We start from the raw sequence: 20,629 nt of genomic DNA on the forward strand, positions 1-20,629 counted from the left end.
CGATGTCAGCTCGAACGTCGAGTTGTCGTGCGTGATGCAGCAAAGCATCTTCGTGCCAGCCTTCAGACCTTCAACCACAACAACGCCGACATTGTCGGCAGCTTCGTGAACAAGCAGATGGGGTGCGTGCATGGAAACCTCCCGAACGCGAGTGAAGTCAATTCGGATAAAGCAAGTCTTATATAAGACATAAGATATAAAATCCTAGCTATGTCAATATCGATGGGCTAAAAATAGCGTTCTGCAAGTTTGGGGCTGATGGAAATGGCAGACACCTCCGCCGAGCGGGCATTCGGATTTCGGCCGCTTTACCTCCAGGTCAAGGAAAGTCTGGTTCGCCGGCTAATCGACGGGTCCTGGCAGCCGGGCCAACTCATTCCCTCCGAGATGGAACTTGCGCGCGAGATTGGCGTCAGCCAGGGAACAATCCGCAAGGCGCTGAACACAATGACCGCGGAAAACCTGCTGGTGCGCCGACAGGGTCATGGAACATACGTTGCGGCGCCCGAGGAAAGCCGTATCCTGTTCCAGTTCTTCCGGCTCGTGCCCGACACCGGCGAACGTTCATTCCCGAGTTCGAAGGTTATTTCCTGGTCGAAGGAGCGCGCAACGAAGGAGGAGGCTCACGAGCTGGAGATTAGTCCCACCGCTTCGGTATGGCGGATCGAGCGGCTACGCTATCTCGGCGGCGATCCGCTGATCGTCGAATACATCACCCTGCCCGCCAAACGCTTCTCCGGATTTGAAAAGCTGAGCGAGATCCCGAACAACGTCTATCGGCTTTATTCGGAACGCTGGGGCCTTACAATCGGTAGCGGTACGGAGCGGGTGAAGGCGATTGCCGCAAGCACTGAAGACGCAAAGCACCTCGGCTGCAAGGCGGGAACACCGCTGCTCAGGATCAACCGGATCGCCTACGATCTTGAGCGCAAGCCCGTGGAGCTTCGCATTTCCCGCTGCCTGACGGAGCGGGCGCACTACATCTCCGACCTCAAATAGCCCTCATAGCTCGACCGCTCGGTGCGTTCGGGCGCTTTCCTCCGCCGCCGCACCGATCATTACCGCCTTCAAGCCGTCTTCGAGCGAAACCTCCGGTACGCCGCCATGGCGCACCAGATCGATGAACTTCGCGTGCTGGAAATACGTTGAACCGTGGTGGTCGCCTGCCGCTAGGACCGCCTCGTCAACCTCCACCTCCTCACGCAACTCCCGTTTGGTCGCGCGCGGCGATATGGCGATTTCGGAGTGCCGTTCCCGCCCGTCCGGAGAAAAACGGGACGGCCCGGGAATGAAGGCGTCGATGCGCGCCTCATCACCCGTGGCGGAAATGATCTCCTGCCAGTAGGAGCCTTCCGCGAACATGCAAAGATCCAGCATCGCCCGCACGCCATTGGCGAAATCGACCACCACAAATGCATTGTCGAGAATATCCGGCCGGCCCTCCGGGTATTCCTCATCAAGGAAATTCACGTCCGCCCCTCCGGACGCATAAACACGCACCGGTTCGCTTTGCGCGATCAACCGCATGAGATCGAAGAAATGGCAGCATTTTTCGACCAGCGTGCCGCCCGTCTTTGCGTTAAAGCGGTTCCAGTCACCCACTTTCTTCAGAAACGGGAACCGGTGCTCGCGAATGGAGATCATCTTCAAGTGGCCCGCGGCACCCTCGTGCACCCCCTTCAGCAAACGTTGAACGGGAGGCATAAAGCGATATTCCATCGCCACCCAGACTGGCGCCGAACGCGCCTCCTGCATGGCCAGTACCTTCCTGCAATCCTCAAGCGTTGTACAAAGCGGCTTTTCGACGAGGATTGGCTTGTCCAGGCGCATTACATCCGACAGGACGTCCACATGCGTGTGATTGGGGCTGGCGATCAAAAGCGCATCGAACTCAGACGCAGAAAGCATCTCCCGATAATCGGCAAAGGCTGCGCATCCCGGACCCGCAAGGTCGCTTGCGGTCGTGCGCATGCCTTCGTCCGGATCGGCCACGGCCGTAACGCTCGCGCCCGGAAGAAGAGCGATGTTGCGGATATGCTCGTGCCCCATCATGCCGGAGCCGATGATGGCATAACGCACCGGTTTCACATCCGCCTCAGAGCGCGAGTACGGGAATGCCGAGTGCCCCGGCTGCTTCTGCGAGAGCATCGCGGTGATCTCCATAAACAAGCGCCATATGATGTTCGAGCGCAGCGCCCATGACGCGCTCCAGAACGGCTTTCGAGCCGGAATCGAAACGCACGACGCCAGATGTACCTGTAAAGGCCATCGGCCTCTTCATGACCTCGCCACCGCCGATAACCGCAAAGGTTTCGCCCCGCGCCTGCGAAATTCGGAAAAAGGTGACGCGGCCGGCTTTCAGCGGAAATTCGAAAAGAAGCGGCATCTTGCGGTTTGTGTGAATCGTGGCATCAATCCTCGCATCGGGATCGGCCATCGACACGGGCGCCTGCCCGCAGTGCCAGACGACACCCGTGTCGTCCGCTTCATCAAGGTCGACGAGATCGGCAAGGAAAGCGGGCGCATCAGCGATACGCTGCAGGAGAAGGGTTGTCAGCGCACCGTAGACATCCGCCTCGCAGGCGCAAGGAACCCGCGCTTCCCCCATCATTGAAACGGGGCCACAAACCGCGCCGCCATATTCGGTGAAGGTTTCCGGCCAGCATCGGATCGCAAAGGCGTCGAAACCACCTCCGGCCTGGATCTCCTCGATCGCCGCCTTGAGCCTGAGCGATCGGTCGAGCTCATCCTGATCGACATCAGCGAGGTTTCGGGCAATGGCATCGGCATCGGCGCGAACACCAGCGGCTGCAACGCCGGACACCGCTTTCGCGCCGGAAAAGAGCGTGTCCAGCTGCATCTCCTCCACACTCACATCGGCAAGGGCCTTGAGCTTCTCTGCATCGTAAAGGCAGGTACCGAATCCGTCGGGCGGCGCGCCGATGCGTCCGATACGCGCGCCCCGAAGGGTGGCAACAGCATCGGCGCCCGCACCGCCCTTCCGCTCCACGTGCTGAAGCGGTACGGGTTTCGAGGTGCGTCTGCCCGCCAGAAGCTCCTCGATTGCCGCACCAATGCCCTCTGCATCCGGCGCGGCGTAAAGATAGGAGAATTCACGCCGGTTCAACCCGAGGGTATGGCCCGCGAGATTAAGGCCGCAGAACGAGTTGAGCCTGAGCCGCCCCCCAATTCTTGGCTCCGGGATCGCCCAGATGGAAAGCGGAACATCAAAACTATTGGCGATTTCGATCGTCATCGAAGCGTCGGTAAAGGTCACCTGCAGGATCAGGATCTGCTCCGGCTTTTCGTCTTTAAGCGCCTCAACGGCATCCCGCGCAGCCGATGCGTCAAACAGGAGTTCGCGCGGACCTGTGATCTCGTGCCCTGAAGTATCCAGCGCTGAAAGCATGCGGGCGAGATTTTCCTCGGCGAAGACAACATCGAAAGTCGGCCGCCCGAGCGGAAGAATGCCAATTCTCGCCATCGTCAGAACCCCGAATATCCGCTTCTGAATGAAGCATCCGCAGGCCGAAAGCAGCCCCCCCCTTCGCCGTAACAGGCATGAGAGGTAAAGGGAGTAGCCCTTTTGTCCGTCAGCGCGTTTAGCTTCCGCATATAGGCAGTGCCTTCACCCTCAAGTTCGGAGCGCATTTTTTCCCAATCCGGAAAATGGGAAAAAGCGTCGAGCCAGATCGCGCGGCCCGCCAGATAGCCGCTCGCACCCGCCTTATAGGCATGGGTCAGGATATTGCGAAACGCGCCTTTGCCCGCGCCTGCCGAAAGCATCACCCATGGTCGCCCGGCAAGCCTGCCCATTTCGTCGAAGGCGGCCTGCGTTTCTTCCCAACCTTCGCCACCGACGCCCGGAACGTCATTGGCATTCAACGGGCTTTCCAGCTTGAAAAGGTCGACGCCATAATCGGGCTTGGCAAATTCCTCCACCGATTTCAGCACGTCGTCCGTCTTCTTGCCCTTCATTTCCACATAGTCCTTCGTCTGTTCAGCATCCTTCGCCAGCGGATAAACCAGAAGCTCAAACACGAAGGGAATGTCGTATCGCCCGCAGGCTTCGCCGATGCGTTTGACGAAATCCTGCTGATGCCGGTTGACCGTATCGCCGGCATCCGGCCGATACCAGGCGAGAACCTTCACTGCGTCCCCGCCCATTCGCTTGATCTTTTCCACCGACCAATCGTCAATCTCGCTGGAGAGGCGCCCGCTGTCCGTTTCCACGAAAAGAGAATCCTCCAGCGTGACAATCAGTCCCTTTTCCGGTGAAAGAATATCGATCGCCTTTGGAATGGCGTAATGCGGATCGAGCAGAAGGGCGGAACTTTCAGCCTGCAGCGTCTCGATCAGGAGCTTCTTGAAACCCGCCACATCCCCATAGGGAGCTTCATCCCGGCCATAGTGCTTTGCGATGGGGTTCTTGATCGGCGGGCGCTGATCGACTGCAGTCATCTTGAACCGGCCGCCGGCATCCGCCATGCGGCGCAATCCCCAAAGCTTGCCCGGTGTAAGCTCGATCATGATTTTTCCCTCAAGAATTCTTCCACTTCGGCGCGTGTCGGCGCGCCCGACCGCCCGCCGAAGCGGGTGCATTTGATGGCGGCAGCAGCATTTGCGAGCCGAATTGCCTCGGCTTCGCGCCGGCCCTCGCCCAAGGCCAGCGCAAACGCGCCATGCCAGATATCGCCAGCGCCCAAGGTATCCGCGACCGTCACTCGGAACCCCGCGTCATGGCGGACTACCCCCTCCTCCAGCCAACTCACGCCGTCTTCGCCTTGCGTAACGCATACAAAAGCTTCGGGCGCGAAATCGAGCGCATAATGAAGGCCGGAAAGGATGTCGGCCTTGCCGGAGAATTCGCGCAGGCCCTGTTCTGAAAAGGCCAGATGGCTCGCTGCCTTCAGCGCGGAAATCGCGATTTCCACCGGCGCTTCGACATCCATGATCGCCGGCTTTTTCCGCTCGCGCGCAAGGCGCATCAACGCCTCCGCTCCTTCCGGCCAGCGGGTGTCAGCGAGCGCTGAATCGAAATGAGGAAGTTCCGCCCGCTCAAGCCAGCCCGCATCGCGCGCCAGCGTTTCGTCCCGGAAGTTGACGATCTGCCTTTCGCCGTCACGATCCACGAAAACCGATGAAAAAGACGATCGCTTTCCCTCAAACCGCTTCGCAAAGCGGCAGTCCACTCCCTCACTTTCGATGTCGGCGATGATCATGTCGCCCACTGCATCCGCGCCGAGCCTTGAAGCAAGCAATGCTTTACCGCCCAGCCGCGCCACCGCGACAGCCGAGTTGGCGGCGCACCCTCCCCCGACAATTGCGGCATCCTTCGCACGGTACTTTTCCGCGCGCCGCGGCATCTCGTCGAGCGACATGACGAAATCGATCACGGCTACGCCCGCGCACAGGACGGTGGTCATCTCCAAGCGGCTCCAGTTCGACGCCAGAACACTAGCAATTCTTATATAAGATACAAGACTTGAAATTCGGATAAAAAAGACACGAGATAAATAGAAAAGCGGGCGGCGCAGCGGCCGCCCGAATTCGCACAACCAGGGAGGTTGCGTTATTGGTTGGCTGCGGCGAACTCGTCCGCCACGGTCGCCTCGCATTGGGCTACGGCGGCATCGAGCTTTTCGAGCCACTGAGAACCGTATTTCTCGGTGTACCAATCACGCATCCCGCTTGAAGCTTCCTGGAACTGCTTCTTTTCTTCCGGCGTCGGAACGTAAATGGTGCCGCCTTCTTCCTTGAACTTCTCGTATGCTTCGATCGAGCGGCGCATCGGGAAGGCGCGCGTCACCGTCTTCAGATGATTCATTCCATCAAAGACGATGCGACGCAGGTCTTCGGGGAGTTGCTGCCAAGCCGGCTCGGAATACCACCACAAGGCGCCCATGTACGCGTGCCCGTCAAGTGTGAGGTTTTTCAATCCCGCTTCGGGGAACTTCATGTTCATGATGTCGGTAATGCCGTTTTTCGTGCCTTCCACGACACCCGTTGCAAGAGAAGTATAGACTTCCGGCCAGGCGACGGCCGTCGGGTTTCCGCCGAGTTGGCGAACCAGTTCCTGCTGGATCTCCGCGGGTATGGTGCGCACCTTCAGCCCCTGAAGATCGCCAGGATTTTTTACGAGCTTGGTGGTGGTGGCGAAATTGCGCCAGCCGCCGGTATTGGAGACAACCATAAGCCGCATCGGAATGCCTTCGGCCAGCACACCCTTGCGAAGCTCGTTCACAAACGAACCGTCGAAGACGCATTCCGCGACGCGGTCGTTCGCAAACATGTAAGGCAGATCCAGAACCTGACCGGGGCCGAACACGTTGCCAAAGCCGCCGATCGTGGTGATATAGACCTCAAGCGTCCCGGCCTGCAGATTATCGAGGCATTCCTTCTCATTGCCGCAAAACTGGCCGGAAGGATAGATCTCCACTTCCGCTCGCCCGTTGGATCGGCTTTCCACATAGTCCTTGAAGACCATCGAACCGTCGAAGTCTTCGTCCTCGGGAGAGCCCAGGAAGGCGACCTTGATCGTATAGTCGGCCGCCTGGGCTGCGGACATCGCCCCCATTGTGAGTCCCACCCCGAGCGCCAAGGCGCCGGCGGATGCTAACAGTTTCTTCAAGAGCATTGCTTTTCCTCCCGTTGAATATTCACCACTCACTGGCCCAGCCCCTCGACTAAAAGGGAACAAAGGGTTGCCCCGTCCGGGCATCTCGCGAAACCGGCAAGCGCCGGCAACGTCATGGAAACACTCGGGAAATAGGTGATGAGAAAAATCACAGCCACCTCCACGAGCAAGAACGGCCAAATCGCCTGAACGATCCGTTCCACCTTTTCCTGCGCCACCGAAGACGCAACGAAAAGCACAAGGCCCATGGGCGGCGTCGCAAGACCTACGGTTACATTCACGCACATCACGATCGCAAAGTGCAACGGGTCGATACCGATCTGCGTCATGATCGGCCCGAGCACCGGACCGAGGATAAGAATCGCGGGGCCCGCGTCCAGAAACATGCCAACCACGAAAAGCAGAATGTTCACCAGGAACAGCAGGACATAGGGGTTATCGGATACACCCTGAATCAGCCGGGCAGCTTCGCGTGCGAGGCCCGACACGGTTACCATCCAGCCGAATGTGACGGCAGCCCCCACCAGCAGAAGAATGATGCCTGATTGGATGGCAGTGTTCTTCAGGACCAACGGCAGGCGTTGTGCCGTATCGCTCGCCGCCCGGCTGAGATCCGCCTTGAACGGTGTGCCATAGGCATCCGCTGAAAGCCGCTGCGGTTTCTTGCGGTTCCTTGCGATGACAACTCGCCAGAACGCCTCCGCTATCACTATCCAGCCGACGCCAAGCGCGATGAACAGCTTGAAACCGACATGTTCGGTAAAGCCCGCGAACAAAAGCAATGTCAGAGGACCAACGTGAAGATAGGCATGTGCCGTATCCGAAATGAAACGTTCCCAAAGATCGAGCTTGAGAAGCGTGGCCGCGAACACCGCATATAAAGCCGCTATCGCCGCGGCCTCGGTAGGGGTGTAGATGCCGGAAAGGATGCCGCCGAGCAACAACACCGGCGTGAGCAAAGCCGGGAAGGTCTCCAGGAAAGACACCGAGCGCTCCCGCCAGGTCGACTTTCTTGCCGCGACCGGATAGTTGCGCACGCGCGAGAAATATGACGTGAGTGCCATGAGGCCGAGGCCGATCATGAGGCCCGGTGCGAAGCCGGCGAGGAACAGCCCGGCCACCGACACGTTCATCACGAATGCATAGAGCACCATGATACCGGACGGGGGGATGATCGGTCCGATGACGGAGGAGGCCGCCGTTATCGCGGCGGCAAAACGGCGGGAATATCCGTTCTGCTCCATGGCGGGAATAAGCATCTTGCCGAGCGCCGAAGTGTCCGCCACTGCCGAGCCTGAAAGGCCCGCAAAGAGGATGGAGGACAGTATGTTGACCTGCGCAAGCCCCCCGCGAACATGGCCGATCATCGATTCGGAAAACCTGACGATGGAGCGCGTTATCCCGCCGGAGTTCATGAGTTCCCCAGCCAGAATGAAGAAGGGCACTGCCATCAGCGGGAAAGAATACATGCCCGTGTAGACTGTGCTCAGGAGCTTGGAGAAGAAAAGCTGATCCTTGCCGTCGATGACAAGCGAAAGACCCGGCGCGACAAGCAGAGCAAAGACGACCGGCATCCCGACAGCGAGCAGGACGAAGAATATCCAGAAATAGGCCAACGACATGGGCGCGCTCCTATTCCGGCTCTTGCGGTGCGTGATGGGGCAGGTCGAGAGCATTGCTGCCCCGTGAGAGCGCCCAGAGGTCTCGCATGATCAATTCCAGGCCGACAAGCGCCATGGCGAAAAACGCTACCGGCACGGCCATATACGGCCACGCCCAGGCAATCGGCACCGTATTCACGCGGATGGCCCAGCCACGCTGGACAAGCTGCAGGCTCTCGAAGAAGTAGCGATAGATGATCCACAGCACGAGAATGTTGATCACGATCCGCATTGCGCGCAGCATCTTGCGCGGCAGCATTTCGACCAGCATCTCGATCGCCACATTCCCGCCCGTACGGTAAGCATAGGGCGCGACGAGGAAGGCCGTCGTCACCATCAGGATCAGGGAGACATCCTCAACCCAGCTCAGGGAATTGTTCAGCACGTAACGGAAAAACACTCCGGCGATCACGAACAAGGTCATGAGCGCAACAAAGCAAGCCGAAGCCAACACGCCCGCCCGTCCGATACTGCCGTTTATCCGGCCAAGATACTCAATAAGAGCGCGTGTTGACTGCATCGGGCTTTGGTCTCCTCCCAGGGCCAAGGCGCATGAAGCAATAGCCTTTCCGCGCTTCCTCGGCGGCTCAGGCTTCGCTCGTGACATTAACAGGTCTTATATCTTTTACAAGAGTAAGCGCCCTAGGAATTTATGATGCCACCATCGACGTTGATGCATTGCCCCGTGATGTAAGAGGCGGCAGACCCCATAAGGAATGCGATCACAGCTGCAATTTCCGAAGGCTCGCCAAGCCGCTTCATCGGAATTTCGCGCGTAACCCGGTCTAGGCCTCGCTCCGCGATCAGTTTTGCCGGCATACCTGTGTTGATGAGGCCGGGCGCAACCGCGTTGACCCGCCAATTCGGCGCATAGCGGCGCGACATGGCCCGCGCCATGCCCACCAAACCGCCCTTTGCCGCGGCATAAGGTACATGCTCCCGGGAACCTCGACGAAAAGCGAGCGATGACGTGAAAACCATTGCGCCGCTCCCGCCTTTCGCCGCCTTTTCCATGACGGCATTCGCCACCATATAGCCATTTGTCAAGTTGTGCTGGATCGCCCTATCGTAGATGCTCATGTCATCGATTGTCTGCGGGTCTGCTTCGAAGACGCCCGCAAGATGGACGAGACCCGATACCGGCCCTCCGGCATTCTCAACCAAATTCCTGCAGGCGGCCACATCATCCAACCTGTTTACGGCAAAGGAGAATTCGCCGGCAAGGCCGACCGTGACCTGCCTTAAAGGCTCCAGCGCATCGTCGGAAATATCGACGCAGACAATATGCCGCTCCGTCGATGCGAGAGCCTTCACCGTTTCGCGGCCGATACCGCCCGCAGCGCCTGTGATGACGAACGTTTCCATTTTCGCCTCCGTGGACGTGATCCGCTATCTCTTATATAAGATATAAGTATTACGAACAGCCCCTTCCGCTGCGGTCCCATGCATCTCCTCGACAAGCCCTATACCGGACATATGGCCCAGGTCCTGTCCATCTCCGTGTGGTCGACAGGGCTTATTGTCCAAAAGAGCCTGACGGATATTGCCAATCCGGCATCCATCCTCATGCTTCAGTTCACAGGTGCCGCCGTGATCCTGTGGACGGGCCTTGCACTGGGTGGTTTGCTTCCGCGTGCGGACGGGCGTGCGTTTATTTCCTTCCTTTGGGGTACGATGGCACCAGCCATGGTCCTGATTTTCGGTCTGTTCGGCGCGGCACGGACCGACGGTGTCAGCGTATCGCTTATCTGGGGGCTTGTTCCGCTTCTTGGGCCTGTGCTCGCGCGGCTGGCACTCAAGGAGCCATTGCCATGGACCTTCGTTGCAGGTGGCTTCATCAGCTTTGCGGGGCTCCTGCTCATCACGGCAAACCGCGAGGCGATCGGCGCAAGCGATATGACGGGCAATGCGCTCGTTTTCATCGGAGTTTTGTTTGCAGCCGGCAGTCATGTTGTCGGCCGTTTTCTCAACCGCGGTGCGGTGCCCTGGTATCAAACAGCGACCTTGCAAGTCACCGGAGCGGCGTTCGCAACCGGCTGTCTTGTCGCCTGGACCGGGTTTCGCTTCAATTTCTCGGGAGAATTGGAGGACGCATGGTCCGTCGCCTATCTCGTTCTCATCATGACGGTCGTGAATTTCCTCGCCTTCAATCTGGCGCTGTCGCGAATACCGGCGGCATGGGTATCCCTTTATGTGTCTCTGGCCCCGGCTATTGGCACCCTTGCTTCAGTGGTACTTCTCGGCACAATCGTTCGTCCCGTCGATATCGCTGCGATTGCTGTCATAATGTCGGGCGTTGCTCTGCCCCATGTCGCCCGTCTTGCCACGCACAGAGCACAAGCGACCAAACCCTGAAATGCCTGACCGGCTTTCGGTTGAAGTTGTTCCTCTGAGGGGCCTTGGGTGCGCATTCCCGAAAAGGGCAAGCGGACATGAAACAGGTTCGCCAACACGAATACACCCTGTCGTCGCTGACGTTGCGACAGTTCTGCCCGATCAGGCAATTCGAGGAAAAACCAGACGTTTCGAATGAGGCGATTCGCCAGGACATCAAGAAATTGGACAAAGCCGGAAAGGCGCGTCGCGTTCACGGTGGTGTCACTGCGATCACCGATGCGAGCTGAGGCCCTTTATAAGACGCCTCCAGGAAGGGACCAGTGCCAGGCAGAAGATCTGCGAGGCCTGCGCGCGCAACCTGCACGTAGGTACGCGGATGACAGTCGGCGAAATCGGCCAGAATATCGTGCCGGTAAGGAAAAGGTCTTTTACCCGGGCACGCTCCGGTCGATCGATCCGACTCGTGTTGACAGGTCCACTCGCCAGATAGGATACCTTGGCTGCCTCCGGCGTTCGAAACCGCAGCCTCGTGGCGGACAAAAATCAAATCGGGTCCAGCCCGTTTCGCGCTCCGTGGCTCCTGTCGTCCTTCTCGCCCATCCGGGCGCACATCTTTTCCTGAAAGGTTGCCGTCTTGGCAGATTTCGAGATTGGTTCTCTTTTGATCCTCGCCGTATCGCTGCTTGCGACGGGCGTGATAGCGGGCATCATCGCCGGCCTTCTCGGCGTTGGCGGCGGTATCGTCATCGTGCCGGTGCTCTATCACATGCTTATCGCACTGGGCGTCGATGAAAACGTCGTCATGCATGTCGCCGTCGGCACTTCGCTTGCTACTATCTTGGCAACCGGAACCTCATCCACACTAGCGCATTACAAGCGGGGCAGCGTCGACCTCGATCTTCTGAAGCGCTGGTGTATTCCCATTGCGGTGGGCGTCATCACAGGCACAGTCATCGGCGGAAATGTCAGCGGCATGGTGCTTTCGCTCATCTTCGCCACAGTTGCCCTGCTTGTAGCGATCAACATGATCTTTCGCAAAGACGGCATCGCGCTCGCCGGTCAGCTTCCCGGGACGCCTGTGAAAGAAATGCTCGGCCTTCTGATTGGCGGTATTTCGGTCATGATGGGTATCGGCGGCGGAACGCTGAGCGTTCCGATCCTCACCCTTTTCTCCTATCCGATCAGGAAGGCGGTCGGTACGGCGTCCGCGATCGGGCTGATCATCGCAGTGCCGGGCACGATCGGCGCGATCTACTATGGCCTTGGCGTCGAAGGACGTCCCTTATGGTCGCTCGGCTATGTCAACCTGATCGGCTTTCTGCTGATCATTCCGGCTTCGACCTTGTCCGCCCCCTGGGGCGCGCGGATCGCGCATGCGATCAACCCGCGCGCGCTCAAGATCGTCTTCGCGCTGTTCCTGGGGTTCACGGGCCTCAGGATGTTCTACGATGTTCTGGGATAACGCCCTGGTTGCCACTTCAATTTCGCTCTGTCAGATTGCCGGGAGCCCGGCGATTTGACGGATGGAATGAATGCGTGATTTTAAGGACAATCTTGACCGGCGCCTTGTAGCGCTTTTGCAGACGAACGCCCGAATGGCGACGTCCGAAATCGCGCGCAAACTGAAGGTCGCCCGCTCCACGGTTCAGGAGCGGATCACTCGACTTGAAAACTGCGGCTTGATTAGCGGCTATACTGTTCTTTTATCCAGCGCGCCGGAAGTGGAAGCGGTTCACGCACTGGTCATGATCGCGGTGGAGCAGCAGCAGGTTCGCGAGACGATCAAGCGGCTTGAAATGCTTCCCGAGATTCGTACTTGCTTCACCGTTTCGGGCGAGTTTGATCTTTTTCTGCGTGTCGAGGCTCCTCGCCTGGAAGACCTTGACGAAGTGCTTGATGAAATCGCCGCCATCCCCGGCGTCCGCCGTTCGCGCTCCTCCATCGTGCTGGCATCCAAGTTCGACCGAGGCAGCGTCGCAGGCAATTCCATTCCGATAATATGACGGAAAATCCGTCAAAGTATGATTTTTTAAAGCTATATTCGGCATCTTGCTGGATAATCCGCGACCTTACCAAAAGGTAGACTCCTGCTCAGGTGATTCTGAGGAGGAGATTTCGAATGACCGCATGGCCTGTTCTGATCGTCGGCGCCGGGAAGATCGGCCGGATGATAGCTTCACTTCTGACCGCTACCGGCGATTATGAGGTGACGATTGCCGACCGCGACGCACTCGCCCTTGCAGCCGCCACGCGCCCGGGCATCACCACAATCACCGTCGATGTCTCGAACGAGGATGCCCTGGTCAAGGTGCTTCAAGGAAAGAAAGCCGTCCTTTCCGCGGCACCCTTCTTTCTGACGGAGACAATCGCGAATGCTGCGAAACGGGCCGGCGCCCATTATCTCGATCTCACCGAAGATGTGGCCTCCACAAAAGCGGTAAAGGCGCTTGCGAAGAATTCGCAGACAGCCTTCGCACCGCAATGCGGCCTTGCGCCCGGCTTCGTGTCGATTGCCGGCCACGACCTCGCGGTACGTTTCGACGACCTGGATAGCCTGACGTTGCGCGTCGGCGCCCTGCCCCGGTATCCAACCAATGCGATCAAATACAACCTTACCTGGTCGACAGACGGGCTCATCAATGAGTACTGCAACGCCTGCGAAGCGATAGTCGACGGCGAACCGACGATGGTTCAGCCGTTGGAAGGCTACGAGACATTCTCGCTCGAGGGTGTCGATTACGAAGCCTTCAACACGTCGGGCGGCCTTGGGTCGCTCGCTGAGACGCTGTCGGGCAAGGTGCGTTCCCTTCGCTATCTCACGGTCCGCTATCCCGGTCATCGCGACATCATGCGCCTGCTTCTTCAGGACCTGGGCTTGCGTGATCGGCGTGACCTGATGCGCGACGTCCTTGAAACCGCCGTTCCCGTAACCAGGCAGGACGTGGTGCTGGTGTTCATCACTGCCTCAGGCACCATAGGCGGTTCGTGCGAGCAGATTTCCGCAATCTATCGTGTCACGGCAAAGGAGATCGCCGGAGAGCTTTGGAGCGCCATCCAGACCACGACGTCGGCGGGCATATGTGCCACGCTCGACATGATACGGGACGGCTCGCTTGCCGCAAAAGGGTTCATCCGCCAGGAAGGCATTCCGCTCGCCCGCTTCCTGCAAAACCGTTTCGGAAGCCATTTTGCTCCGGAAAACGAGGGGAAGTCGCCAGCCGGAGAGCGAAAACCGCTCGTCGCCGCCTGACATAGCCAATCTTGCACGAATTGCGGACAGTTCAGGCGCATTGGCTATACTCGACGTCGCGAGAGATTCTATGACAGGGTCTCGGTTGGCGTCGAGTGACAATGCTTGAAACCATCAACTTCGTGATCCTGATCGCCGCGGGGCTCGTGGCGGTTTCCGTTTTCACGAGCCTTATCAGCTTCAGGGTCGGCGCGCCCCTGCTGCTCGTCTTCCTTCTCGTCGGACTTGCAGCGGGCGAGGACGGGCCGGGCGGAATTGAGTTCGCCGATGCTTCGGCAGCCTATTTCATCGGGTCGATAGCGCTTGCGATCATCTTGTTCGACTCAGGATTCGAGACCCGTTTCTCCACGCTTCGCATGGCGGCGGCACCCGCGATAACGCTGGCCACCGTGGGCGTCATGTTGACGGCGGCAATCGTTGGCACGGCAGCACATCTTCTCTTTGGCTGGAGCCTTGTGGAAGGCCTGCTCCTGGGCGCGATCGTAGGCTCGACAGACGCGGCCGCGGTCTTCTTCCTGCTTCGCGTTGGCGGCGTTCATTTGCGCGAGATGATCTCCGCCACGCTTGAAGTTGAATCCGGCTCCAACGATCCGATGGCGATCTTCCTGACCTTCACTCTGGTTTCGCTTGTCACGACCGGGTTCGACGAGGGGGCCGCCGCCTCAACTCTTGCTCTTGAATTTATTCGGCAAATGGGCCTTGGCCTCGCCTTCGGCCTAGCGGGCGGTTACGTCATCGTCCAGATCGTGAACCGAATAAATCTCGAGCCGGCGCTTTACCCGATCGTCGTCATGGCGCTGGCGCTTGTTCTTTTTGCCGCAACGTCGATGGTGGGCGGCAGTGGCTTTCTCGCAGTCTATGTCGCCGGCGTTCTTTGCGGCAATGTCCGCATTCGCCAGCAACCGGCATTGAAACGCTTTCAGGGCGGCATGACCTGGCTCGGTCAGATCGGAATGTTCGTCACGCTGGGACTGCTTGCCACGCCCTCCCAGTTCGGCCACGTCGCATTGGCGGGCCTTGCCCTCGCGTTTATTCTGATCTTCGTCGCAAGACCGTTCGCGGTGTGGATCTGCCTGCTTCCATTCGGCTTCACCCGTTCGGAATCGGCATTCGTCTCCTGGGTCGGCCTGCGGGGCGCGGTTTCCATCCTGCTTGCGATCCTGCCGCTCATTCACGGCTTGCCGAATGCCCAGGCGGTCTTCAACGTCACATTCCTGATCGTACTTGCCTCCCTAATCGTGCAAGGCTGGACAATCAAGCCGATGGCACGCTGGCTCAAGCTCATCGTTCCCCCGCGCATCGGCCCGGTGGAGCGTATGGAGCTCGAACTTCCCGGAGGCATCGATCACGAGATCGTCTCCTACCGCGTGCATCCCGAAAGCGCAGTGACACGTGGCGATCGGATACCCCGCTGGGCGCGGCCGGTCCTCATCATGCGCGAAGGGCGTTCCGTCCGCGTCCAGAAAGCCGGCCGCCCTCAGCCGAATGACCAGATTTATATTCTGACGTCGGCCCGTCAGGTGCCGGTTCTCGACGCCCTCTTCGCCGCTCCCGCCGAAGTCGCTCACGACCCGGCTCTTTTCGGGGACTTCCAGCTCGACCCGAATGCCCCGCTTGACGATGTCGGTGCGGTCTACGGTTTCAGGGTCGTTGCCGGCGACCAGGGCCTGACAATTCGCGAACTGATGACACGCGAACTTGGCGACGATATCGAGCCAACCGACCGCGTACCCTATGGCAGCATAGATTTCATCGTCCGCCAGATCGACGCAGAACACGGCATCACGGAAATCGGCCTTGCTGTGGAACACATCGAAACGGGCGAGCCGAACCTTCCGTTCTTTTTCTCGCGCGGCGACATTGCCGATTTTTCACGCCGCCGTTACCGCCGCCTTCGTGCCCGGCTGCGGCGCAGAGGCCAGATCAAGCGGCAGCATAAGCAGGAGGATATCGCCTCCGCCACGCAAGTGACTGCGACGTCGCAGGATAAAAGCGATTCAGATGCCGCTTCAGCGACAGCCGCGAGCGCGCCGGGAAAAGACGACAAACCCGAAGCAACAGTATCCAACCACGACGATACAAGCGCCGAAGAGAACTCCCGTTCCACCGCTAATTAGATTTCTCGCCGAGGCGCTTCTTCAGCTCAGCACAATGGTCGGTCCGGTCATAGACTGGCGTGAACCAGAGATAGTCGAAGGCCTTGGCTTCATTGACGCCTTGGGGGAGATAGCTTTTCGCATCATCCGTTGCCGGATCGACCTCGCGAATGGCAATGGTCAGTATGTCGTCTTCCGCCACGCCTCTTCGCCTCAGGAATTTGGGCGCGGCGAGGTCGTCTCTTACGTGCCCGCCACCCGCGATCAACACCGCGCCCTCGCCCTGCGAACCTAACATGGCATCGGCCAACGCAGCGTCGCGGAAAGATTGAACATTCGCCATGGGTTGCAGGCTTTCCCTGGGCACCAGCCCGCAATGACTTTCGTAAAGGATTGTCGAAAGAAATTCCCGCTCGATATCGCTTTCCTCTTTCTCTAGCCCAAGGCGTTTTTGTTCGCTTTCCCCCAAAGCGTTCAGCCCTTCCCTGCCGACCTTCATTCGAAGTCTCGTATCCGCGTCACCCGCACGCACAACAAGGCTGAAGTCAAACGCCGCATCCATGATGGGCTGATAGACATCCCATGAGGGCCAACCGCGCTCCTCCCACCTGACGGCTGCACCAAATCCTTCGGCACCACTGTTGGCCAAAGCAAGGTATGCGTCTATATCGCCCTGCAGCTCCTGCGGGATCATTTCAAAGACGACAGCAGGCTTGCGGCCACTTTCGGCGATCGATCGTACGACCCATGCCTGCAAAGCGTGGTGATCCGGATTGTCATGGATTTCGCCAAGCAGAACATATCGCCGGCCAACCGCATCGGCGATGAGCGCTTGCGGTGCAACAAAGCCCTTTTTCTCGAAAGACCAGATTTTCCCGACAAGAGGATGGTCTCCATAGTGCCTGGACATCGGCTCGGGCGGCGCGGCCCATACGATACACGCCGAGGCAACGAAAGCAATTGAAGCAAGACCAATTCGAAACACATTACGCTCCATTTCCAGCTTCATGCGAATATGGAACGAAAACAATCGGGGGCGAATGCGGATCACGCATCCACCCCCGAAATGAGGCCATTTGTAGCGGATTACTCCACTCAGGCAGCGTCCGGATTCTCCAGTGCGAGCGCAATACCCTGCCCCCCGCCGATGCACATGGTCACGAGGCCGTAGCGACCTCCCGTGCGCTTCAATTCGTACATCGCCTTGATCGTCAGGATGCAGCCGGTCGCCCCGATCGGATGACCGAGGGCAATCGCCCCGCCGTTCGGGTTCACTTTGTCGGCGGAAAGGCCAAGCTCGCGCATGACGGCGCAGGCCTGGGCTGCAAAAGCCTCGTTCGATTCCACCACATCGAAGTCCGATGTCGAAAGGCCCGTCTTTTCCAGAAGCTTCCTGACCGCTGGGATTGGCCCGATGCCCATGACGCTCGGCTCGACCCCCGCATGGGCATAGCCGAGAAGTTTTGCCATCGGCTTGTGGCCAGCGGCATTTGCGGCTTCTGCGTCCGCAAGAACCACGGCGGCTGCACCGTCGTTGATGCCCGAGGCATTGCCTGCCGTCACGGAGCCTTCTTTCCTGAAGACCGCGCGCAGGCCGGCAAGCCCTTCCGCCGTCGTGTTGCCGCGAACATGCTCGTCGGTATCGAAAGTGAAAGTCTTGCGCCCTTCGGTTATCTCAAGCGGAAGTATCTGATCCTTGAAGCGGCCTTCGTCAATGGCGGCCGTGGCGCGGCGTTGGCTTTCAAGCGCCAGTTCGTCCTGCGCGGAACGGTCGATCTTGTATTCGTCGGCCACGTTTTCCGCGGTCACGCCCATGTGGCCGCCACCGAACGGATCGTTCAGCGCGCCGATCATCATGTCGACCATCGTCGCATCGCCCATCTTGACACCGAAGCGTGCGCCAGGCGCGATGAACGGCCCACGGCTCATGGATTCAGCGCCGCCTGCGACGGCGAAATCGGCATCTCCAAGCAGAACCGACTGCATGGCGGAGACGATTGCCTGCGCACCGGAGCCACAAAGCCGGTTCAGCGTCAGGGCGGGCGTTTCGACCGGGATACCCGCTTCCACTGCCGCCACACGGGCGAGATACATATCCTTCGGTTCGGTGTTGATCACATGGCCGTAGACGACATGGCCGATCTTTTCCGGCGCGATACCGGCGCGCGACATCGCCTCCTTGGCAACCATTCCGCCAAGCTTCGAGGGCGGCATGGATTTGAGCGATCCTCCGAAGGTTCCGATCGCCGTCCTCACGCCCGACAGCAGCACAACCTCACGCTGACTCATGGCAAGTTTCCTCCTCACTGGGGCGCATTACGCCTGCCGATAACATGGTCTGATTTTGGAAAGAACACTAAGGGTTGCGATGCTGCGCTGCAAACTCACAAAAAGGATAGTGGTGCAATCACTGACAGAGCGGGCATCTTCAGGCCTAAATCCAGCGCCTTACGCTGCTGCAGTAGTCCACATACGCCCTTCCGAAAACCCTCCTTGCATTTGCCTCCTCAAAAGGGATGTACCAGTAATTGGCGACAGCGAAGAATACGGCAACCGAAATAAGGTTGAGCGGCGAATTTAAAAGGATCGCGGCACCGGCAAGCAGGATCAGGAAACCCAGATACATAGGGTTTCGGCTGTAGGCGAAAATACCATTGGTGACCAGGATCTTCGGTTCGCGGAACGTGTTGATTTCCGTGCCGACCTTGAAGAAACGACTGCTTCCCGCGGCGAGAAGGCCAATGCCCGCAAGTGTGACCGGCAGCCCGACCCAATGCGCTGGCGCGGGCACAAGCGACCCGGCAGGCAGAAATTGCGCAATGGCCACCATCATCGCGAGGAGGATAGCAACCAGGACCGGCGGTATGAGCCACTTCATGTGAACCTCCCAATGAACCGCCGATGAAACAACCGTGCGCCGGAATTGGCAATTGCCTCTCGCAATTAAATCGAAAACAAAAGAAAACGGCGGCACCTGAGCGCCGCCGTTTCAGATTTCAAGTGGTTTCCCGGGATATCAGCGCATCGTGGGAATGACGAACTCCGCCCCTTCCTTCACGCCGGATGGCCAGCGCGAGGTCACGGTTTTCGTGCGCGTGTAGAAGCGGAAAGCATCGGGCCCGTGCTGGTTCAGATCGCCGAAGCCGGAGCGCTTCCAGCCGCCGAAGGTGTGATAGGCAAGCGGCACGGGGATCGGTACGTTGACGCCGACCATGCCGATGTTGATGCGGCTTGCGAAATCGCGCGCCGTATCGCCGTCGCGGGTGTAAATCGCGACGCCGTTGCCGTATTCATGGCTCATCGGAAGGTCGATCGCCTCGTCATAGTTCTTGGCGCGAACGACCGAGAGAACCGGACCGAAGATCTCTTCCTTGTAGATCGTCATGTCCTTGGTGACGTTGTCGAACAGGCAGCCGCCCATGAAGAAGCCATTCTCATAGCCCTGCATGGAGAAGCCGCGCCCGTCGACGGCAAGCGTCGCACCTTCCTTCACGCCCTGATCGACGAGACCCTTGACGCGTTCAAGCGCCTGACCCGTGACGAGTGGGCCGAAATCGACATCGTCGCCAGCTGTATAGGGAGCGATCTTCAGGCTTTCGACGCGCGGGATCAGACGCTCCATCAGCGCATCCGCCGTTTCCTCGCCGACCGGAACCGCAACGGAAACCGCCATGCAGCGCTCGCCGGCAGCGCCGTAGCCGGCGCCGATGAGGGCGTCGGCCGCCTGATCGAGATCCGCATCCGGCATGATGATCATGTGGTTCTTGGCGCCGCCGAAGCACTGCGCCCGCTTGCCGTTGGCGGTCGCCCGCGAATAGACGTACTGCGCGATCGGGGTGGAGCCGACGAAGCCGACGGCCTGGATTTCAGGATGATCGAGAATTCCGTCGACGACTTCCTTGTCGCCATTGACCACATTGAGAATTCCCTCGGGCAGCCCAGCTTCCAGCATCAGCTCCGCCAGCATGATCGGCACGGACGGGTCGCGCTCGGACGGCTTCAGGATAAAGGCATTGCCGGCGGCGACCGCCGGGCAGAACTTCCACATCGGGATCATGGCCGGGAAGTTGAATGGCGTGATGCCCGCGACGACCCCAAGCGGCTGACGCATGGAATACATGTCGATTCCGGGGCCCGCGCCTTCGGTAAACTCGCCCTTCATCAGGTGCGGCGCGCCGATGCAGAATTCAGCAACTTCGAGGCCGCGGATAACATCGCCCTTGGCATCCGGCAGCGTCTTGCCGTGCTCCCTGGAAAGGGCTTCGGCAAGCTTGTCCATGTCGCGGTGAAGCAAGTCCACGAACTTCATGAGAACGCGCGCGCGGCGCTGCGGGTTCGTCGCGGCCCAGGCCGGCTGGGCGGCCGCCGCGTTCGCGATCGCCTCTTCGAGTTCCGCGGAATTCGCAAGCGCGACCTTGGCCTGCACTTCGCCGGTAGCCGGGTTGAAGACGTCGGCAAAACGGCCCGATTTGCCTTCGACGTGCTTGCCGTCAATGAAATGACCGATCGTGTTCATGTCGCTTCCCTCCCTCCGGCGCTTGTCAACGGCCGGACAATGGATCATGCGCGATAGCGCATTCGAAAAATCGGATTCCCGTACGCCAAGTTTCCACCAAAGCATGGGAACGCGGTATTTGTGCCTCTAATA

General features: G+C 59.2%; 19 protein-coding genes and 1 pseudogene. 7 read left to right on the forward strand and 13 right to left on the reverse strand.

All coding sequences use genetic code 11. The features are described from left to right. Positions 1-132, reverse strand: a pseudogene (locus tag HPQ64_RS20480) (flagellar biosynthesis protein FlgA); the annotation flags it as partial. Positions 133-264: 132 nt separating this feature from the next. Here HPQ64_RS20480 and HPQ64_RS16410 point away from each other — a divergent pair. After that, positions 265-999 (forward strand): GntR family transcriptional regulator, encoded by a 735-nt coding sequence (locus tag HPQ64_RS16410; protein ID WP_172889646.1) that lies wholly within the window; start codon positions 265-267, stop codon positions 997-999. Between the two features lie 3 nt (positions 1,000-1,002). Here the strand turns inward: HPQ64_RS16410 and HPQ64_RS16415 are convergent, their stop codons facing one another. The 8 genes from HPQ64_RS16415 to HPQ64_RS16450 form a co-directional block, all read right to left on the reverse strand. Beyond that, positions 1,003-2,148 carry a Gfo/Idh/MocA family protein gene (locus HPQ64_RS16415; protein WP_172889647.1) on the reverse strand — a complete coding sequence of 382 codons (1,146 nt, stop codon included), beginning with the start codon at positions 2,146-2,148 and terminating at the stop codon, positions 1,003-1,005. Next, positions 2,096-3,484, reverse strand: a complete 1,389-nt coding sequence (locus HPQ64_RS16420; RefSeq protein ID WP_172889648.1) for an L-fucose/L-arabinose isomerase family protein — start codon at positions 3,482-3,484, stop codon at positions 2,096-2,098. The genes HPQ64_RS16415 and HPQ64_RS16420 overlap by 53 nt, the downstream gene beginning before the upstream one ends. Before the next feature lie 2 nt (positions 3,485-3,486). Beyond that, positions 3,487-4,530, reverse strand: coding sequence for a tagatose 1,6-diphosphate aldolase (locus HPQ64_RS16425; protein ID WP_172889649.1), 1,044 nt, complete (start codon positions 4,528-4,530; stop codon positions 3,487-3,489). Further along, positions 4,527-5,426 carry a PfkB family carbohydrate kinase gene (locus HPQ64_RS16430; RefSeq protein WP_172889650.1) on the reverse strand — a complete coding sequence of 300 codons (900 nt, stop codon included), beginning with the start codon at positions 5,424-5,426 and terminating at the stop codon, positions 4,527-4,529. Before HPQ64_RS16430 ends, HPQ64_RS16425 begins: the two co-directional genes overlap by 4 nt. A gap of 146 nt (positions 5,427-5,572) precedes the next feature. Further along, positions 5,573-6,637, reverse strand: coding sequence for a TRAP transporter substrate-binding protein (locus HPQ64_RS16435; protein WP_172889651.1), 1,065 nt, complete (start codon positions 6,635-6,637; stop codon positions 5,573-5,575). A 29-nt stretch (positions 6,638-6,666) separates the two neighbouring features. Then, on the reverse strand, positions 6,667-8,259 hold the full coding sequence (locus HPQ64_RS20485; protein WP_172889652.1) for a TRAP transporter large permease: 1,593 nt from the start codon (positions 8,257-8,259) through the stop codon (positions 6,667-6,669). A 10-nt stretch (positions 8,260-8,269) separates the two neighbouring features. Beyond that, positions 8,270-8,818, reverse strand: coding sequence for a TRAP transporter small permease (locus HPQ64_RS16445; RefSeq protein ID WP_172889653.1), 549 nt, complete (start codon positions 8,816-8,818; stop codon positions 8,270-8,272). A gap of 122 nt (positions 8,819-8,940) precedes the next feature. Further along, the gene (locus HPQ64_RS16450) at positions 8,941-9,663 is read right to left on the reverse strand and encodes an SDR family NAD(P)-dependent oxidoreductase (RefSeq protein WP_172889654.1); all 723 of its coding nucleotides are present in this window, start codon (positions 9,661-9,663) and stop codon (positions 8,941-8,943) included. A gap of 78 nt (positions 9,664-9,741) precedes the next feature. On the opposite strand from HPQ64_RS16450, the gene HPQ64_RS16455 reads away from it, so the two are divergent. The 6 genes from HPQ64_RS16455 (at position 9,742) to HPQ64_RS16480 (ending at position 16,002) form a co-directional block, all read left to right on the forward strand. Beyond that, positions 9,742-10,653 (forward strand): DMT family transporter, encoded by a 912-nt coding sequence (locus HPQ64_RS16455; RefSeq protein WP_172889655.1) that lies wholly within the window; start codon positions 9,742-9,744, stop codon positions 10,651-10,653. Between the two features lie 77 nt (positions 10,654-10,730). Next, positions 10,731-10,922, forward strand: coding sequence for a DeoR family transcriptional regulator (locus tag HPQ64_RS16460; RefSeq protein ID WP_172889656.1), 192 nt, complete (start codon positions 10,731-10,733; stop codon positions 10,920-10,922). A 347-nt stretch (positions 10,923-11,269) separates the two neighbouring features. Next, entirely contained in the window at positions 11,270-12,097 is an 828-nt protein-coding gene (locus tag HPQ64_RS16465; RefSeq protein WP_172889657.1) for a sulfite exporter TauE/SafE family protein, read from the forward strand. Between the two features lie 70 nt (positions 12,098-12,167). Next, positions 12,168-12,638: an Lrp/AsnC family transcriptional regulator gene (locus tag HPQ64_RS16470; RefSeq protein ID WP_172889658.1), complete on the forward strand. Its 471-nt coding sequence runs from the start codon at positions 12,168-12,170 to the stop codon at positions 12,636-12,638. Between the two features lie 116 nt (positions 12,639-12,754). Beyond that, entirely contained in the window at positions 12,755-13,885 is a 1,131-nt protein-coding gene (locus tag HPQ64_RS16475; RefSeq protein ID WP_172889659.1) for a saccharopine dehydrogenase family protein, read from the forward strand. Positions 13,886-13,986: 101 nt separating this feature from the next. Beyond that, positions 13,987-16,002 (forward strand): potassium/proton antiporter, encoded by a 2,016-nt coding sequence (locus HPQ64_RS16480; protein ID WP_172889660.1) that lies wholly within the window; start codon positions 13,987-13,989, stop codon positions 16,000-16,002. Here the strand turns inward: HPQ64_RS16480 and HPQ64_RS16485 are convergent. The 4 genes from HPQ64_RS16485 to HPQ64_RS16500 all read right to left on the reverse strand — a co-directional run bounded on the left by HPQ64_RS16485 (position 15,995) and on the right by HPQ64_RS16500 (position 20,497). Beyond that, on the reverse strand, positions 15,995-17,032 hold the full coding sequence (locus tag HPQ64_RS16485) for a ChaN family lipoprotein (protein WP_172889661.1): 1,038 nt from the start codon (positions 17,030-17,032) through the stop codon (positions 15,995-15,997). The genes HPQ64_RS16480 and HPQ64_RS16485 overlap by 8 nt on opposite strands. Positions 17,033-17,076: 44 nt before the next feature. Further along, positions 17,077-18,270: an acetyl-CoA C-acyltransferase family protein gene (locus HPQ64_RS16490; RefSeq protein WP_172889662.1), complete on the reverse strand. Its 1,194-nt coding sequence runs from the start codon at positions 18,268-18,270 to the stop codon at positions 17,077-17,079. Positions 18,271-18,415: 145 nt separating this feature from the next. Next, positions 18,416-18,859, reverse strand: coding sequence for a methyltransferase family protein (locus tag HPQ64_RS16495; RefSeq protein WP_172889663.1), 444 nt, complete (start codon positions 18,857-18,859; stop codon positions 18,416-18,418). 138 nt (positions 18,860-18,997) lie between these two features. Continuing rightward, positions 18,998-20,497: a CoA-acylating methylmalonate-semialdehyde dehydrogenase gene (locus HPQ64_RS16500; RefSeq protein ID WP_172889664.1), complete on the reverse strand. Its 1,500-nt coding sequence runs from the start codon at positions 20,495-20,497 to the stop codon at positions 18,998-19,000. Positions 20,498-20,629: the final 132 nt, after the last annotated feature.

This window comes from Hongsoonwoonella zoysiae, from assembly GCF_013266695.1.
In the GTDB taxonomy this organism is placed as follows: Bacteria; Pseudomonadota; Alphaproteobacteria; order Rhizobiales; family Stappiaceae; genus Hongsoonwoonella; species Hongsoonwoonella zoysiae.